This window comes from Haliea sp. E1-2-M8 (assembly GCF_030649675.1).
Lineage (GTDB): Bacteria > Pseudomonadota > Gammaproteobacteria > Pseudomonadales > Halieaceae > Haliea.
In genome coordinates this window covers 44574-61772 of the sequence record NZ_JAUTDR010000021.1, presented here as the reverse complement: position 1 = coordinate 61772, position 17199 = coordinate 44574, and the positions used below count along the sequence as shown (strand labels likewise).

Annotated in this window: 16 protein-coding genes; all 16 read right to left on the bottom strand. The window is 58.2% G+C overall.

What is annotated here, in order from left to right:
• Window positions 1–699, bottom strand: coding sequence for a DUF4391 domain-containing protein (locus Q6D67_RS16415; RefSeq protein ID WP_304706753.1), 699 nt, complete (start codon window positions 697–699; stop codon window positions 1–3).
• Window positions 696–4007 carry an SNF2-related protein gene (locus Q6D67_RS16410; protein ID WP_304706752.1) on the bottom strand — a complete coding sequence of 1104 codons (3312 nt, stop codon included), beginning with the start codon at window positions 4005–4007 and terminating at the stop codon, window positions 696–698. Before Q6D67_RS16410 ends, Q6D67_RS16415 begins: the two co-directional genes overlap by 4 nt.
• Complete coding sequence (locus tag Q6D67_RS16405; RefSeq protein ID WP_304706751.1) at window positions 4004–4213, bottom strand: helix-turn-helix domain-containing protein; 210 nt, start codon at window positions 4211–4213, stop codon at window positions 4004–4006. The genes Q6D67_RS16410 and Q6D67_RS16405 overlap by 4 nt, the downstream gene beginning before the upstream one ends.
• Before the next feature lie 1096 nt (window positions 4214–5309).
• Window positions 5310–6950, bottom strand: coding sequence for a conjugal transfer protein TraG N-terminal domain-containing protein (locus tag Q6D67_RS16400; RefSeq protein WP_304706750.1), 1641 nt, complete (start codon window positions 6948–6950; stop codon window positions 5310–5312).
• 9 nt (window positions 6951–6959) lie between these two features.
• Window positions 6960–7310: a hypothetical protein gene (locus Q6D67_RS16395; RefSeq protein ID WP_304706749.1), complete on the bottom strand. Its 351-nt coding sequence runs from the start codon at window positions 7308–7310 to the stop codon at window positions 6960–6962.
• 4 nt (window positions 7311–7314) lie between these two features.
• Window positions 7315–8655: an integrating conjugative element protein gene (locus Q6D67_RS16390; protein ID WP_304706748.1), complete on the bottom strand. Its 1341-nt coding sequence runs from the start codon at window positions 8653–8655 to the stop codon at window positions 7315–7317.
• 13 nt (window positions 8656–8668) lie between these two features.
• Window positions 8669–9571 (bottom strand): TIGR03756 family integrating conjugative element protein, encoded by a 903-nt coding sequence (locus Q6D67_RS16385; protein WP_304706747.1) that lies wholly within the window; start codon window positions 9569–9571, stop codon window positions 8669–8671.
• Window positions 9572–9629: 58 nt separating this feature from the next.
• The gene (locus Q6D67_RS16380) at window positions 9630–10046 is read right to left on the bottom strand and encodes a DUF1525 domain-containing protein (protein ID WP_304706746.1); all 417 of its coding nucleotides are present in this window, start codon (window positions 10044–10046) and stop codon (window positions 9630–9632) included.
• Window positions 10039–12780 carry a conjugative transfer ATPase gene (locus Q6D67_RS16375; protein WP_304706745.1) on the bottom strand — a complete coding sequence of 914 codons (2742 nt, stop codon included), beginning with the start codon at window positions 12778–12780 and terminating at the stop codon, window positions 10039–10041. Before Q6D67_RS16375 ends, Q6D67_RS16380 begins: the two co-directional genes overlap by 8 nt.
• Window positions 12777–13328 (bottom strand): TIGR03751 family conjugal transfer lipoprotein, encoded by a 552-nt coding sequence (locus Q6D67_RS16370; RefSeq protein WP_304706744.1) that lies wholly within the window; start codon window positions 13326–13328, stop codon window positions 12777–12779. Before Q6D67_RS16370 ends, Q6D67_RS16375 begins: the two co-directional genes overlap by 4 nt.
• Window positions 13315–14715: a TIGR03752 family integrating conjugative element protein gene (locus Q6D67_RS16365; RefSeq protein ID WP_304706743.1), complete on the bottom strand. Its 1401-nt coding sequence runs from the start codon at window positions 14713–14715 to the stop codon at window positions 13315–13317. The genes Q6D67_RS16370 and Q6D67_RS16365 overlap by 14 nt, the downstream gene beginning before the upstream one ends.
• A gap of 2 nt (window positions 14716–14717) precedes the next feature.
• Window positions 14718–15548, bottom strand: a complete 831-nt coding sequence (locus tag Q6D67_RS16360; RefSeq protein WP_304706742.1) for a DUF3438 family protein — start codon at window positions 15546–15548, stop codon at window positions 14718–14720.
• Window positions 15545–16180 carry a PFL_4703 family integrating conjugative element protein gene (locus Q6D67_RS16355; protein WP_304706741.1) on the bottom strand — a complete coding sequence of 212 codons (636 nt, stop codon included), beginning with the start codon at window positions 16178–16180 and terminating at the stop codon, window positions 15545–15547. The genes Q6D67_RS16360 and Q6D67_RS16355 overlap by 4 nt, the downstream gene beginning before the upstream one ends.
• On the bottom strand, window positions 16177–16545 hold the full coding sequence (locus tag Q6D67_RS16350; protein ID WP_304706740.1) for a TIGR03750 family conjugal transfer protein: 369 nt from the start codon (window positions 16543–16545) through the stop codon (window positions 16177–16179). Before Q6D67_RS16350 ends, Q6D67_RS16355 begins: the two co-directional genes overlap by 4 nt.
• Window positions 16545–16925 carry a TIGR03745 family integrating conjugative element membrane protein gene (locus tag Q6D67_RS16345; RefSeq protein WP_304706739.1) on the bottom strand — a complete coding sequence of 127 codons (381 nt, stop codon included), beginning with the start codon at window positions 16923–16925 and terminating at the stop codon, window positions 16545–16547. Before Q6D67_RS16345 ends, Q6D67_RS16350 begins: the two co-directional genes overlap by 1 nt.
• 16 nt (window positions 16926–16941) lie before the next feature.
• Window positions 16942–17199 carry a DUF3262 family protein gene (locus Q6D67_RS16340; protein WP_304706738.1) on the bottom strand — a complete coding sequence of 86 codons (258 nt, stop codon included), beginning with the start codon at window positions 17197–17199 and terminating at the stop codon, window positions 16942–16944.

Here is a 17199-nt window from a genome sequence, read left to right as displayed (position 1 = left end):
TTACGGTGTGACTGCCGACCCACTTACAGAAATGGGCCGGGTCAGCGTTTTAATTTCTTGTTTTAAGGTGCGAAGCTCGGCGTTGATCGCCACTTTGCGATTGAATTGTTTTTCTTTGCGCAGGCGAGCCTCGCATTTGTCCAGTTCACGCTGTCTGGAACGTATTTGCTCCATTCTTTCCACACAGGCTTGCAAGCCTTCACCTGGATGAGCCGGAAAAGGCAACAAGGGCGCCAGCAAGCGCGCGTACACGGCTTCAAGATCAAACACTACCGGCAAGGCGGTTCGAGGCGTCTCGCTCTGCAGCCAGGTACTTTCAAAGTAGTCGCTCACAACCCATTTAGAGCCGTCCGCATCGCTGGGGCGCTTGAAGGCCGCGATGACCCGGGTCTTTCCCTCATACCGAAGCTCGAAGAAGATCGGAAACGGGATTGCCTGATCAATGCAATGCAGTACGTCGTATTTCAGCTCACCCGTTTTGAGAACGATGCGGAAAATCTGAATCTCGGGCACTGCCCGCGATGGCTTCAAATTGACCGTCTCGGGAGCAAGCTTGAACTGCCAGACGATCTGCTCAACTTGGCGGACAAACAGATTTTTGACGGCAGTGCTCGGGCTTGCATGCTCATAGACTTTATTCTTGGGCAGTACGCGTCCGAAGGCGGCGCTCTTTGGATAGTCGAAGAGCACAGCTGTCATTCTTCCTCCTGCCCACTTTCTTGAACAACAAGAAAGGCGACGAGTTCGAAGTCATCGAGTCCTGCGATGGTGTTCACCAGCGCCGTGGTCTTACCCCCGGAGAACAGGCTGTCGAGGTCCTTTTCCTCCTTGACGTCGATCATCGAGCGAATGGCGGTGCTTAGCAGGTCGGAGCAGGCTTTCATGTCACGGCCTTCGTCAGTCAGCTGATTGAACAAGCGACAGACCGTTTGAATGGGTTCCGACTGCCCCTTGCAACTGGAGCGCACCAGGTCGAGCAGTGATTTGACCTCGGTGTGATTGGCAATGACCTGCCCATCGCCGGCGATATAGATCAGGTAGTAGGGATGCAGTCTGTTCTGCTGGTTGATGTTGATGCCGTGGTTGAGGTTGCGGAGTGCAAAGATGACACCGGGATGCAGTCCCACTTCGGGTTTGGCCGGGACAACGGCATGCATGCCATTAGGTACGTTGGCGAGATCGCGATTGGTTTTGACATAGTTCAGCAGGTCCATGCGGAAGTCGTTCAGGCCAAGGTCGGTGATGGATACACCGGTTTTCAGATCTTCCAGTTCGATTACTTCATCTTGCAGACGCCTGAGTTGTTCTTTTCGGTACGAGACCTCGCTACTTTTTGCGGTAAGTACGTTGTCGTCACCAGTAGCTGTCACGTCGGCAATGACCATCCGGTTTTCGACCCGCTCCTTGAGATTGATGTATTCATCAAGGGAAATATCAGGCCAGTAGTTGACCAGCTGGATAGTTTTGTTGATGGAGCCAATGCGGTCGATACGACCAAAGCGCTGGATGATGCGGACCGGGTTCCAGTGAATGTCGTAGTTAATCAGGAAGTCGCAATCCTGAAGGTTCTGGCCTTCGGAGATACAGTCTGTACCAATGAGCAGATCCAGCTCTGCTGGCTCATTAGGCAGCACTTGGCCCTTCTCTTTTGAGCGCGGCGAAAATAGTGTCAGTAACGACTGGAAGTCATAGTTTTTCCTTTGTGTTGCAGCCTTCAACGTCGATTGAGGTGCATCTTTTCCGGTGACCTTGCCTGTGTGCAGACCCTTGGTTGCCAAAATTTTTTCGGCCAGGTTGTTGTACAAGTAATTGGCCGTATCGGCAAAAGCGGTAAAAATCAGGATCTTCTTATTGCCCTCATTGATGGGGTTTTCAATCTTGTCCAGGATAAGCGCCTTGAGGTGTTGTAGCTTGGCATCTTCATCGGGTGTGACCTTTGCCATAGATGCTAACAAAGCATTGATGACTTCCAGATCAACCTTCAGGTCATGTTCCCAAGAGGGGAGATCCATGTCGGCAAGATTAATCTTAACCTTGCCGCCAATTTCGTCATCACCCAATCCTCCGTTGTTACCAAGCGCATCATCGTCTTCAGCATCAAGCGTTTCCAGACCATCCGTCCAATCAGAAACACTCTCTGCGCCACCTGCAATATTGAATGAATCGATCTTGCTCAAGGTACGAGTGTGGTTGTCTAACAAGCTTTGCAGGGTAAGACGAAAAGCCTCGACAGAGCTTTCAAGGCGCTTGAGCAGGTTGGTCGTCATCAATGCCTGCAGGCTGCGTTCACGGTCAGCCTGCCTGAGTTTACCTTTACCACCCTCGACTTGCGTATCGTACAAGTCTTCATAATTTTTCAGCCGGCTAGGCAGGATGTAGCTGATCGGCGCATAAACGGCGAGCTTGAGCAGCGAGAGATGTTCAAAAATCTCGTTGAAGTTCATGACATCCGTGCGCCCGGTCAGTGGCGAATGGAATGACAGGGGCTTGCGGCGCTCAGGAAACTGGCCTATGTCGCTCGTATCGTAAAAGGTCTGGATATGCTTACGCGAGCGAGCGATGGTGACACTATCGAGCAATTCAAAGAAGTCGAAATCAAGGGCCTCAAGGATAGATTTTGAGGTGCGTTGCTCCGGAGGCTGTTTCGACCAATGGTTAAATACCGCCTGTGCATGACGGAATATTTCTTCTACCGTTCTGCCCGTGCGCATTTTCTTGCTGAGATTTTCAGAGTCGCCTTCGTAGGCCAGCGCGAGTTGGTTGCGCAGATCATTGAACCGATTGTTGACTGGGGTGGCAGACAACATGAGCACCCTGGTTTTGACACCCTGGCGGACAACCTGATTCATCAGTTTTTGATAGCGGGTCTCTCTATCCTTTACTGCATCGTTGTTACGAAAATTGTGTGATTCATCGATGACAACCAGATCATAATTGCCCCAGTTGATTCGATTTAAAGGGATGCCATACGACTCACCCGAGGTGCGGGAAAGGTCGGTGTGGCACAGCACATCATAATTAAAGCGATCCTTTGCAAAGATATTGGTTGTCAGGTTGCTGTTGTAGTTTAACCAGTTGTCGGCGAGCTTCTTGGGGCACAGAACAAGCACCGAACGGTTGCGCAGTTCGTAATATTTCACAACGGCGAGCGCCGTGAATGTTTTACCAAGCCCCACGCTGTCGGCCAGGATGCAGCCGTTGTAGGTTTCCAGCTTGTTGATAATGCCGATTGCAGCATCATGCTGGAAGTTGAAAAGTTTGTTCCATACCAACGTATCCTGGTAGCCCGTGAGGTCGTTGGGCAGCACGTCTTCGTCGATATCGTCGAGGAAATCACTGAAAATATTGTAGAGCATCAGGAAATAAATACGCTCGGGGGAATTTTCCTGATAAACCGATGCAACATGATCACAGATCGCGTTGGTTACATCTTCAAGCTTTGCGGGGTCGCTCCAGATCTGGTCGAAGAGCTGAAGGTATGTCGATGTAAACGCTGGCTCATCGACACGGTTAACAATATTGGAAACGGCGTCCCCTTGCTGATACCCCAGATCGACGGCAGTAAAACCATGCAGGGGCATGTATGCAATTTCTTGCTCAGCACCCTGGACACAGACGAACTGCTGCATTGGAGATCGAGTTTTGTTTGAACGGAACTTGGCTTTACGGCGCATCCACTCTGCACATTCACGTGCGATGGCACGCTGGTTGAGCTTATTGCGCAGCTGGATTTCAAACTCAGAGCCATACAGACTCCGTTCGCGGTTGGCCTTGGGGATGAAAAATTCTCGCCGTTCTTTTTTGAGCTTGTCGGTGACCTCATTGGGAACGAAGGTGGGTGCTGTGAAGATAAATTCCAACGAATCAATCTTTGAGAGTTCTGCCTTCAAGGCTTCATAGGCATAGATCGAAAAGCACGATGCAGCGATCTTCAACTTGGCATTGGGATTGATGGAGACCTTCAGGTCATCACCCAGCAGAGAATTGATGTTGTCGATAATTTTCATTTGCCAGAACCCTTATCGCCAGATTCCGCGGCCCCGCCGGCCTCGACCCATGCATCCACCTGTTGTTTCTTGAATTTCCAGAGACGGCCGACGCGATGGGCGGGCATATCATGTTTTTCAATCCATCTGTAGACGGTGTCATTGCTTACGCCGAGGTAAGTGCAAATATCTCCTACGGACAGCCAGCGATCTTCCATCTCAGCCATTGCTTAATTACCTCATAGGCTTTCGGGGGTAAGTGCCAGGCGCACCGTAGGGCGACAGAGGGCGCGAATCCTTGGCGCGCCTTTGACAACTTACTTAATGGCTCAAATATATTGGGGTAAAGGCCGATTGTCTACCGATTTTTACCGTTTAGACCCGCATTTTGCAGGTGGGAGCCATAAGCCCATGAAAAATGTTTTTTGATCCAAGTAGTTGGCTGACGAGATCCAATGAATCTTCAACCGCCGGAGATCTTTTCCGTCCGTGCGTACGAGCCTACGAGCCTGATGAGATCACCACTTAGTGTTCATCCAGCAATCGGGGGTGTTCCGATATCTCACCATCATCTATTATTAAATTATGAATAAGTATGTGCGTAGCAATCGAGCGCGGCTGGCAGATGTAGGACGTGTCTTACGTAAATCTGGAGTATTTACGGTGGGACTAGCTACAGTCGTACTCGGCGTTCTGCGAGAGCTATTTGTCTCGACAGAAATTCGGCAGGACGAGGAGCGCCGGCTACACGATTCAGATCTGTCGGGTGAGCTGAATCAGGCGGCCAGGGTCATTTGTGACTTGCGGAAGCGCCGGGGATTGGCCAATCCCACAGCCCTAATACGTCATTGCCTTAATACGTCATGATGTAGGCTCCAACCGAATCGTCTATACTCTGACCATGCTTGCAGTAACAATCATATACAACGGAGTCGAATGGGCAGCTGCAGCCCAATGTTCCGGCATCACGATACGCGGATTCGGTCATACACAGACACACGCCTGTAAGGATTTGTTGCTTGCTTACAGACATATCACAGGTGCTGAAGCCCGGAAATATGGGGAATAAACATGAAGAGCAGTATCCAAGAATATCCGGCAGCTCGGGCCGCTCTTAGCGTCCTTAAGTCACTAAGCCGGGGCCTCGCAGTCGTGGCGGGTGGACTGTTTTCTGTGTTCGTAGCCGTACTTCGCGCTGGTGTCAGCAATGATGACGCCAGCCATCAAGACAATAACGGTGCCAGTCTTCCTGGGTCATACCGTTGGCCTCACGACACCCCTAGCGATGTTCACGACTATAACAGCTAGGGATTAGCCACACCCCTAGCTTTTTCCTTTTGTGACTGCCGACTGCGCTGCTTGTCCACCGCTCGCACCAATCGCCCCTGCCTTGCCACCAAATCCAGATAGCTCTCCCATAGCTGAACCGGTGTGAATCCCAACCCAGCCAACCGCACCCAGATACAAAATCGGAAAAATGATGTAGAGGAACCGGGTGACATACCACATGATCAAGGTCTGGGTCACCGCGCTGGTGGAGGCAAAGACACCGAGGCCACCGGCACTGGTCAAGAGACCCATCATCTGGTTGTCGAACCAATAGGCCACCGCCCAGATGAACGTCAGGAAGTGGAAACCGAAATAAATGATCGTCAGCGTCATCAGGGCGCCGAGCTTGTAGCTGCTAAAAATCAACAACAGTGGCAGTGCCATGACCATCATCATCAGCGCCAAGGGCTGAAACAACGCCACCCCGTTGCGGATGGTATAGCCCTCCCCTATCGACCCGCCGGCCTTTAATGCACCACCGATACCCGCCAGGGCCGTTCCGCCCGCATCCTTGGCGGCGGCATACTGCCCTCTTAGGGATCCGAGGACCGAATTGCCTGTCTGCGCTAACCACGAATCGGCGGTAAGCGCCTCCCGCTGCTGCGACAGTGCCTTTTGCATCGCACCATCGGAATAGCTGGTGGAGAGAGGACCGTGAAAGACAACGCTTGCTGACTCGCGCTTCACCGCCAGATATTTCCGCAGAAAAACATCCTCGCGTTCCGCCAGGCTCAGGTTCACTGTGGAGGTAACCTGCACCAGATTGTTGGCGTCGTACACCATTTCGTTCAGGAGCGCCGGGTCAAGGTTGTCCAGGATACGTTTACGCAGTCCAACGGTGCCGCTGGCCCACCACTGGCTGCAGGTCGGAAACCCGCCTTCGGCGCTGTAGACGTCATAGCCCGCATCCCGCACATTATCATAGGTCCAGCGGTTGTTGGGTTGCCTGGCCGTGTACTGGTCATAGAGGCCCGACGACAGGAAGTAGTCGGAGCCCAGCCAGTTCACACTGGCCCGTTGTGCATCATTCATGCCGGATTTGTCCTCCCGGGAGTACCGGGAATACGCGCGCCGCCAGCAATCCTCGGTGAATTGACCCAGCTCCCTGTTGAGATCGGGATCTTCAATGTTGGCCTCCGCCAACGTGTATTCCACCGCGGCCACATCGTAGGAACAGGGAATACCGGCAACCGACGCCGCGGTGATTGCCTTGCTCAACCAGTGGCTCAGCGCCCACCAAAGCGGGATGCGGCCCTCCTCCTCGCCCAGGGTGGTAAGCGTTGTGTCGTAGGTCGTTCCCGTATCGGTGCCCCGGACGGTTTGGGCAGTGTCGTTGCACCGCAGGGCCGGTTTGGCGTATTCCATATCGGTCAAGCGCACGTCCAGCATGGGAATGCCCGCAAAGATCAACACACCCAGCATGGCAATAAAGTCGGCCTCGATTTTCTTGAGCGACTGCAGGGCGGCGCCGCCCTCGTCATCACCGCCCTTGTGGCTGTCCAGGATATTGCCTATCACCATGGCAATGATGGGGATAAACACGATGCCCGTGTCCACCAGGATGGCCCAGATCCGGTCGTACAGGATCCACCCGAACAGCGTGGTAACAAACTCAAAATAGCTGGACACACCCATGGGCTGGTCTCACAGAAGGTGACTGATAAAAATCAGGATTTCACAGGTCAGCAGGCCGCCGATCACCCGGCCTCGCAGCGACCACCAGGCCGCCCGGCGGTCAGCCTCCGCCGCGTCTTCCCGCTGCGGGACATAGCGATACAGCGCACCCCAATACCAGCCAATCCCACACCAGAGCCCTACCCGAAGGGCCTGCATCCCATGCCGCCAGGGGGATAGCGCCGCGTCAGCCGCCGTAATCCAGGCACCGGGCGCCTGTGGGTCAAGGCCCAGCTGCCAGGCGAAGACGGTCAACAGAAAGACCAGGAACGTAACGCCCAGGATCCACAGCACCGTGCGTGCTAACACAGGCAGGGTCATGGCCTTACGGGGTTTCCACCGCGCCATCTTGCAGGCGACTGGCGGGCACCGGATCCACCATGGGCACTTGCTCGCGGACCTGAGCACGCGCCAAGAGCGTGGCGGTCATGCTGGAAGCGACCCGCTGACGGATCTCCATTTCATACATCAGGCTGTCGATTTCGCGCTCCAACTCCGCGACGAAGTTGGCAATCTCCCGCTGACCAGCCTCATTATTGGCCACGTTGGGTTCCTGCCGACCGGCCAGCAGCGCACGCCTAGCAATCACCGCACGTTCCAGGGTGCGCGAGAGGGCCATTTCAGAGGCCAGGCGCTGAAGGATCGCCGGCCGCTCACTCGGATGCTCCTCCCGCAATGCCTCGATGACCCCGCGGGTGATTTTCATACCCGGACCACCGGACACTTGTTTTAGCTCGTCCTGGGTGGGCGCCGCCGTGCGGCTGACCAGAATGTCCAGGTACGAATCGATTTCGACCGCTTCTCGCGCGACTTCGTGATTCAAGCCCATGCCGGATTTCACCCGTATCTTTTCGCAGCCGTTGCAGGTGCGTATCTGCTTGTCGCCCACCACCTGCACCACCCAGTCTGAGAGTCCCTGGGGCGATGCCCATTCCTCACACAGGGCCGCACCCTGACAGGTGCTCGTCATGCTGGTGGCGTTGGTCGGGCTGCGCTGCATCAGCAGGTTGTAACCCGCCTTGGCGGTATCTTCGACGATGGCGATCGGGGGCTGGTTGCGGCCACCCTTGGGAACGCCTCCGGTCCAGACCACGCCGCCATCAATGCCATCGGTACTGGCGCGATCCCGCGTTTCCAGGATTTCACCGCCGCTGTTGGATTCCCGGCCCCACCAGCCCCCGCGGGCCACGGTCTCCCAATCCTTGGTATTGAGTACCCCTTCCATCTTACCCACCATCTCCTCGCAGGACGTCCTGGCGATGTGGAACTCCTCACTGGCCTGCAACACCCCGTTCTGCAGCAGGTCATACAGCGCCGGGTTCACCTTTTGCAGTACCAGGGCCGGCAATGAGGCGACGGCGCCGGTGGCGGAGTTGATGACATTGCCCATCAGTTCGGAAAAGGCACCCTTGATGCCCCGCAACTGCTCAGAGACCGAGAGGTTGATATCGAAATTGCCGCACATGAGATCCGTGTTCCAGGCCACATCGCCGCCGAGTACGATCGTCGTACTCCGGTTACTGGCTGGCCGGGTGATCGCTTCACCGCCCCCAATCTGGTAGTAGAGTGCGTCATCCATGGCCTTCGCGGCGCCGGCAGAGACACCCAGGCTGAACCCCAGTGACAGGGCTGTGATAGCCCGTAGCGCGGTGGTGCGTAACAACATCCCGAGACCTCCTCTAAAAATACATGACCAGGGCCGTGCCCTTGCGGGGGCAACAGCGGTATTCCCGCCAGATCTGCCAGCTATTGCCGTAGGTCTGGTTAACCCGGCCGCGGTAGGGGTCGGTGAGATACACGGTGTCATCGATATCCGGCAATTGTTTGCAGCTCTGCACCGTGGGCGTCAGCTGCTGCCAGTGTCGCTGCGTACTCGCCGTTGGCGGCCACTGGCCTTGCGCGCGGGTCGCGTTGGCATTCAGCGGCAGATAGACATGGGGCTGACGCGCCTGGCGTACAAAATCCATCGCCCGGATCGCCGCGGTTAGGGTCGACTTGTAATCGTGGCTTTGTTTGACAAAGCCGATACGCGGGAACAGCCCGGCAAAACGGCTAGACCCTTTACCGACGGTGTTGAACAGGTTGGCCAGCGTCAGCGGGGTTTCAATGGTGGGATCACGCCAGGCCGGATCCAGTGTGCTGATAAAGTAGGGCGTCATGGGGTAGGTGACCGGGCGACAAAAGGGCAATGTGTCGCTGGCTTGGGCCGCCGACCAGTAGCCCAGCAAAGCGGGACTGCCGATCACGTCCACGTTCTTGAATTTGAGTGTCTGCTCGCGCCGCATCGACCCGCCCTCATCACTGAAACCGCCGTCCTGGGCAAAGGCCGTCGGACGCACCAGCCGGTTGGACTCCACCCAGGGGCTCTTGCCCAGGAACGGGTACGAGGTGACGACCACCTCCGGTATCTGGTGTTGCACCCGGATGGATTCATCAAATTCGCAGCCTAAAATCGTGCAGGTCATCCACAGGCAACCACCGATCACCTGATAATCCAGACAGGCCAGGTCCAGGGATTCCTGGATGATCTGCTGGGAGGTAATGGTGCTGCCGCGGGCATGGGTCGGTGTCGATATGGTCATTACCGCCAACAGACCGCCGAGAACCAGAGCCCTCCACGGGCCTGCGTGCGCGCTGTATTTATCGTGCCTGGGCATTCTGGTAGACCTCGATGCGATGGATAGCCTCGGCGACATCAAACACGCCGTACACCACCAGACCCGGCGGCATCCAGACTGCGGGCAACTGCTCGACACCCATCAGCCAGGCCATCGCCGCGGCATTGGCCGCCGTTCGGATCGATTGCAGCTGCAGTTGCCCGGGGGGCGCATTGAGCCGGGCGCGCGCCTGCTCCAGAGCCGCTGCGTCGTCACCGGGATAATCAAAGCGCAGCGCATCCAGATGACGCTGGAGGTCATCCAGCACAAACACCTGATCCGCGCGTTCCAGACCCGACAGCGGCGGCAGACCCTCAGCGGTAAACACCACTACGTTGTCAGCCCGCGCAGTCAGAACACACAGCCCTGCCAGCCAGAGGGCCCGCGATAGCCTAGGCATCAGCAATCCCCCGGAGTCGGTCAATCTCTTCGGCGACCTGGATAGCGGCCTCCAGCTCCGTGCTGCCGTGCGCTTGCATCAGTGCGTTGCGGTGGGCTTTTTCATGCTTCTCGGTTTGCGCCAGGGCCAGCATCAGCGAGGGCGGCACGTTACGGACGATGTACTCCGCCTTCTCGGACAGGATCACGCCCTCGGTATACTTGCCCGGCGCCTTGCTGGCCGAGAGCAGCATGTCCCGCTGGGCGTCATCGATCTGCCGAAAGCGCGACAGGGCTTCGACCTCTTCCTTTGGCATCACCAGGCACAGCCACCACTCGACCATGTTCAGCATCTTCTTGGCCGCAGCGGGGTAATCGTCCATGTTCTGCGTCGCGCTCCACAGCCACGCCCCGAGCTTGCGCCACATCTTGACGATCTTGACCAGAAAGGGCGCCAACAGAGGATTGGTCGTGATGATGTGCGCCTCGTCGATCGTCACGACGATCTCGCGGTCTGTGAACTGATCACGCTCGGCAATGTAGTTGATCATGTTCAGACAGCTAATGACCGAGATGGCCAGGTTCGCCTCGTAGCCTTCCCGGGCGAAGGTAGCCAGATCGATGATCGTCACATCGACCTCGTCCCAGGCACTGCCGGCGCTGTTGAACACCTCGCCATTGAAGCCGTGACAGTACAAGTCGATGGCCTTGCCCATATTGCGCAGCTTCTCGGCTTCCTGATCTGTCTTGGCCTCGCCGGCGAGGACATGAAAGGCATCTCGCACGTCCTCGGTGAGGGTGACCCGCGATGCCGCATAGGCCTTAACCGCAGCATGCAGGATCGCCCGCCGCACCATGGAGCGATCGGCACGGCGGATGTCATTGGCTTCCTGCTCCTCCCCGCCGGTAATCATCAGTATGGCGACGATTTCCAACTCACCCATGATGTCTCTGGGTTCATCGTCCTCATCCTCCGCCGCCACCTCAACGAGGGCATCGGCCACCGGCGGCGCCTCCTCCACCAACACATACGCATCCCTAAACGGCGCCAGAGACACGCCCGAGCCTGGCTTGAGTGACAGCTGATTCACCGTCAACCCCAGACTCGCAAACCACTCACCGAGCAGCCCAAAGCCGTTACCGGCCTCGAGAATGAACAGCCGAGGCCGATGGATCGCCACCACCTGGGCCAGCATGCTGATGACCGCCGCGGATTTGCCGGCCCCGGTAGGGCCTAAAATGAGCATGTGGGCGTTTTTTTGCCGGTCGGCGGGATTGAGGGGATCGAAAAATATCGGCTCTCCACCCCGATTGAACATCGCAATCCCCGGGTGTCCCGTCCCCCGCGTGCGCCCAAAGAAACAGGACAGATTGGCGATGTGCTGAACCAGCGTGATCTGTGCCCCGCGCCATCCTTCGCTTTGATCCAGGGCAGGGTCATAGACCATGGGAAGATTACGAATGGCGGCATCCAAGCCGGTAAAATCGTCTTTCGGAGCAATGGCACGAAAGCCGTAGTTCAACAGGCGGGAGCGTACGGCGGTGGTGCGATCATTCAATTCCTCGACACTCTCGCCCCGGACGTACACCGCGTACTGTGCGCGGTAGAGTTTGTGGCGTTCCGCAAGAATTTCCCGGGCTTTCAGGCAGTCCTTGCGGACCTGCATGGATTCGCTGTTCTCACCGATTGCCGCGTCGTCAATCGCCTGGATATGCGATTCCATGGTGTCCTGGGGTACCACCACGATGGTGCTGACGAACACGCTGCCCGCAGGCAAGGTGTCCAGCAGGGTATTGGTGGCATCACCTCGCTGGATTTCTCCGGTCACATGCCCCACCGACGGCCGGCGGCGGATGCCATCAATCGAGACACAGCGCAGGGCGGAGCGATCGAGCCACCAGCAATTGTTGACCTGGTCGCTGCGCGGGTAGCAGTAGAACATCGATTCCGCGAACTGGTCCCCATAGGGCAAGGCATCCTCACCCTGCGCGGTGGCCGTGACAAATGTCTGGATGTCGCCGCCAAATAGCTCTGTCGAGGGATTGAAAAACGCGGTCATCCACTGGTGAAACTCGGTACCCGAGAAGCGCCGCAGGCGCACGCCGACAGGCTTGATGGCGTAACCGAGCTTGTCCACCACATCGGACAGGTTGAGCAAGGCCACGTCCCGACTCACCTCCTCGTCCTGTTTCCGGCGTTTGCGCTGGGTGTTGTATTTGCGGTAGATCACCAGGATGTTGCGCCGCACAACACCGGACCAATCGGTGTGCGTCACCACGTCGTCGTAAAACAGTCCGCCGGGCTTGCTGAGACCGGCATAGTGGCGCCGCATCATCGACAGGTAGGCCTCGGTATAGGCCGTGCCGCGCGCCCTAGGTTTGACATAGGCCGCCATCTGATCTGCCGAGGGTGCCAGATTGTTCTCATCAAAGGTGTAGGTCTGCATGACCCAGGGCGCGCTGTCATACTCATCGAAGCAGTCCTGCAGCGCATCCTGCAGCGTGTCACGTGCCTCCGCCAGGCGTTGCTCGCTGCGCCCGGCCGTGCCCATGGGCTCGATCTCCAGCACGGCGCCAACCGACACCCCGTCCTGCAACAGGATCGCTTTGTGCTCGGGCAGGTACTCGACCCACGGCAGAAAATCCACAAAGGAGCGCCGCCGGCGATAGCCTGAGTGTTGTTCGCGCCTAGACAAGGGCCGTTTGCTGACCGCCTCAACCCGCGCCAACGCCTCTGTGCTCTGCGGGACCGTCATTCGCCCTCCCCCGTCTCGATGGCTACCGGGCTTGCCGGTGTCAGGCCCGTCGGAACCGGCGTGACCCTGAGTGATTCGCCCGGCAGCCGGTATTCCACCCGCTCATACAAGGGAATCACGGTGCTGTATCCGGGAATCGGCGCCCGCGTGCGGGTCGCCAGATGCGGGTAGACGTAGATCACCAGATCCGGGTTCGCCAGGCGCGGAAACAGCGCCTCCAGTTCGTTGTCGACGGTGCGGGTATAGGGGAGGTAGTCCAATGGCTCGGGCAGCGGCTGGGTATCCAGTGCGCGATACACCTGCTCTGCATGCGCGCGCACCTTCGCCTCGCAGGCTGCCACGCCCTCGTTCAGCACCAATCGGGCACAGACAGCAGCGGGATCGAGGCTGTCCACATCACCGGCTTGCACCGTGTTCAGGGCGCTCCGGTAGATATCCGCCATCGTCTTCTCCGACGCCGGTAAAATGCTGTCCTGTGAGGCGCAGCCTCCGCTCAGTGCCAGAGCCAGTCCCAGGCCCATCCATCCTGATGGTCTAATCAAGTTCACGATACCCTCCTCGCGTAAAGCCGGCGTACGTGGTTTTGCGACCGGCCCTGTCGTAATCGATTTCCAGCTGCTCCGTGATGTGCAGGCTCACACTGGCACCCGGTTGTACATAGATCGCATCGAACTGCTGCGCTTGGCGTTCGTCCAACCACTTCGCCACTTCCATGGAACTGTCTGCGAGGGTCCGCCCCAGAATGAATTCTCCCGTGGAGCCATCGATGGTGGTGGTTGATCCCACACCGCCGCCGCCCACGGACACGGTTTGTGTCGTCTGACTGGCCGCTGCGGCCTCGGCCGCCGCCGCCACGCCCACCACACCGATGCGTTGGGCCAGGTAGCTGTAGGCGTTGGTGATCCGTTGCCCCACCACGCAGGGGTTCCCGCGTGCATCGGAGAGTTCACCGATCTTGATGTCCGCCTGAGAGCCGCCGCCCTCGTAAATGGCCTGAGGCTTGGGCACCGTGCGGATGGTGCCGTCCTCGAACACAAAGGTCAGGCTGTAGAGGTCCCCGCGCACGCACCCGAGTGTCCAGTCACCGACCGCCCGGCCACTGGCGATGGCGTAGGCGACACCGGGGATCTCGACCCCGTTCGCGGCCAGATTGTCCTCGCCGAGGATGACTTTGAAGCTGTAGGGGTCTGTGACCTTGCTCCCCAGAGGCACCCGGCCCACCAGGGCGGTTAACGCCGTGGCGTTCACTAGCGTCGCGTTTTTAGGCAGGGTGTAACGCGGGAGTATCTGCGGTTCAGCGTGCTGAGCATCGCGCCTCGTGCCTGCGCCGGGCAGCTGGTCCGCACCGATGCGATTGCTCAACGTCGTGCGCGCCCCGTTGAGACTGCCGAGAAGGCCGGCGTCAGCCCCGGCGCCTTCCCCCAACGGCGATACCCACACCACCTCCCGGGTGAGTTCACCGGTCCCGCTCCCGCCTCGGACACTAGCGAACGGCTGCTGCGCCAACTGGGTCGTCTGCTGCTCAATCGCATTCAGCCGTTGCTGCAAACGCTGAAACTCGCCCTCCATTTCCGACTCAACGCGCTTGCGCGTTTGCTGAATGTCGTGCTCAAGGCCCTTGCCAATGCGGCCCTCCATGTTGCGCAGCTCATCGTTGTTGTTTCTGAGCGCCTTGTTCTCCTCGCGTATCGCAGCATTCTCTTCTCGCCACTGCTTCACCTGCGCGATCAGGGTCCGCACCGTATCGCCCTCGGTGTCAGCCTCCACACCCAGGGCCGCGGCCAGCTCACCATCGACGGGGTTGCCGCCTGACAGGTCCATGGCCTGTTCTGTTGTCCGCGGCCCCCGGTCGCAGCTTTTCAGGGCCAGCACCAGCGCCACCACCAGCAGTATCACGCCGCCGTACTGCGCAATCTTGTTTCGCTCCATCGCCATGCCTATATCCCCCGAATCACCGACCGAATCGGGCGGTCCGTCACCACAAACAGGATGGTCCGATTGTTGCCGGCGCTGCGTGCTGGCAGTTCGCTGTCGTAAAACGCGCTGGCGATGAAATGCGGGTCCACACCCGTGCGGTGCGCATAGGGACTGTGGCGGACCTTGCGGTTATCCAGCGTGACCGGCTGACTGTGCTCATTGGTCACCACAAACGTCGTGACGTACAGCTCGCCCGATGACCACGCCTGCAAGGGCTGGATCACAAGCCCAGGGAGATCCCCCTGGTCATACAGTTGATTGAAATTGCCCGACAGCCCCACCGGCACCCCGGTCACACCCGGCACTGCGGCAATCAGCCGCTGGGGCGAGTAAATCGACTGCGCGGCATAGCGGATCAATTCAAAGATCGTGGCAGTGGGGGGCGCCTGCGATGCTCCCGGCGGTTCCGGGGCAGTGTCGCCTTCCATCACAATGCTGAGCGTGCTCACCTTCGCGGGGGGCGCCTTCACCGTGCGCGCGGTGACATCAAACAGCAAATACTCACCGGTCTGCAGGCGGACCTGGATACGTTCATTGTCGAAGGGCTCCAGGGCCATCCAGTACACCGCCCCACCCGTTGCCAGTGTCCGAAACACATTGGCATTCGCGAGCATCGGCGGTAAGCTCACCGCGCCATCGGCAGGCAGGGTTACCATTTGCTCCACGCCGACAATCAGCTCCACCGTGATCGGCGTTTTGCGCCAAATGCGCGTTTCCGCACTGGCGGTTCCTGCGCCCGCCAGCAACACTGTCGTCAGTACGACCATGACCAACCCTACGCGAGCGTTCACTCTCTCCCCTCCCCGTTCGTTTCGATGTCAATTGCCCGAGGAGCGTCCGCCAGGCAGTCAATCGCCAGGCCCCAGGGGTTTGTTTCCGGGTCCACGTCATAGGCGACGATTTTTATGGGGAAATGGATCAACAGATCCTTCACCCGCTCACCGCGGTAGGTTTCCCGGATATGCAGATCCAGACCGACCAACCAGGAGGTGGCGGAGGTCACCTGCACCCGCTGGTTGCTAAAACCTCGGCCCGGGATCTCCCAGACCGAGCGTTGCCGCCCGGCAATGTTGCGCTGACGCGCGTCATGGTCTGCCAGACGATCCTCGTAACAGGCAGGCGTCAGGTAATTGCGCAAGGTGTGAATGCGGTCGTAGTAGTCCGCTCGACCGTCGGTCGGCCAGCGGTACAGTTGCTGGAAGATATAGTAGGCAAAGGTGTAGATCGTCACCTTGGGGATATCCCCCAGGTTCTGCACCGCGCCGCGACTCAGATCCGGTGGATAGTGGAGACGGATGTTGTCAGGGGCACGACTCCAGCCCAGCAACGCCACCAACAGGAGCATGGCGAGCAACGCCACCACGCCATACAGCAGGCGTATCATGGCCTCCTTGGAATGCACCAAATTATCGTATTGGCTCACCGCTGCCTCCATCGTTTGATATCCCATACCCGGCTTTCCCGGATCAGGGTGTTGGGTAGGAGTCCGCAATCCTGTAACCGAGCCTTGATCGCCATCACGTGGTACTGCTTGGGTTTGCCCCGCTTGATCACCCGCAGCCGCTTCCCGGTGAACCACAGACTGACAAACACCATGCCGAGCGACAGCGCGAAACCCAGAAACACCTGCCCAACCACCAACCCGAGCAGCGTGCAGAGGGGTATCCAGACCGCCAGGGCCAATAAGGCCCCGACTTTGATTTCGGAATTGGTCATGCTGAGGAACACGATCGGCTCCTCGTTGAGCCGGTCGGGGATGAAATCGACTTCCTGGGGACCGGGGGCCATTAGAGAATGGACGCCGCTTCCGTGAGCAGAAACACTGCAAAGATCAGCAGCAGTGCGCCGGCCCCGAAGTTAAGGCCTACCTGACCCCAGGTACCCCTGCCGTCCTGGACTTCGCTGTAGGCACCAATCGTGTTTTTGGCAACCACAAAGAACGCCAGGGTGGCGATCACCAAGCCAATAAAAATGAACGCGTCATAGGCGTAATTCTGCATCAGCTCGATGTAGTTGCCGTCGCTGCCGCCCCGTGAGGGTGCGGCCTGGGTTGGCAGATCCGCGCTGGCCATCGGCGCGAACACGGCCATGGCGAAGGCGGTGGTTAGGGTCTGTTGTGCCCGGTCAATGACCCCGCGCCGGAAGCCCTTTACGTGATGTGATTGCATCGTGTCTCTCCTCTCGTTAGTTCCATGCACCGGTTGCGATCCCCATGATCACCAGCGCAACAAACACCGCCCGACCGATCTTCATGACGGCGTCCTGGGGCCTGACCCCGGGACTTCTCAACATCTGGTAACTGCCAAGACACACCCACACCAGCCAGGTGAGCATCAGCGCAACCAGGATCGATACCACCAGCACGTTGACGTCAGCCGCCTCCTGCCCCGAACTGTTCGCAGCGTTAAAGGCGGCTTGCTGCTGTGCTGTCATCTGTGGCAT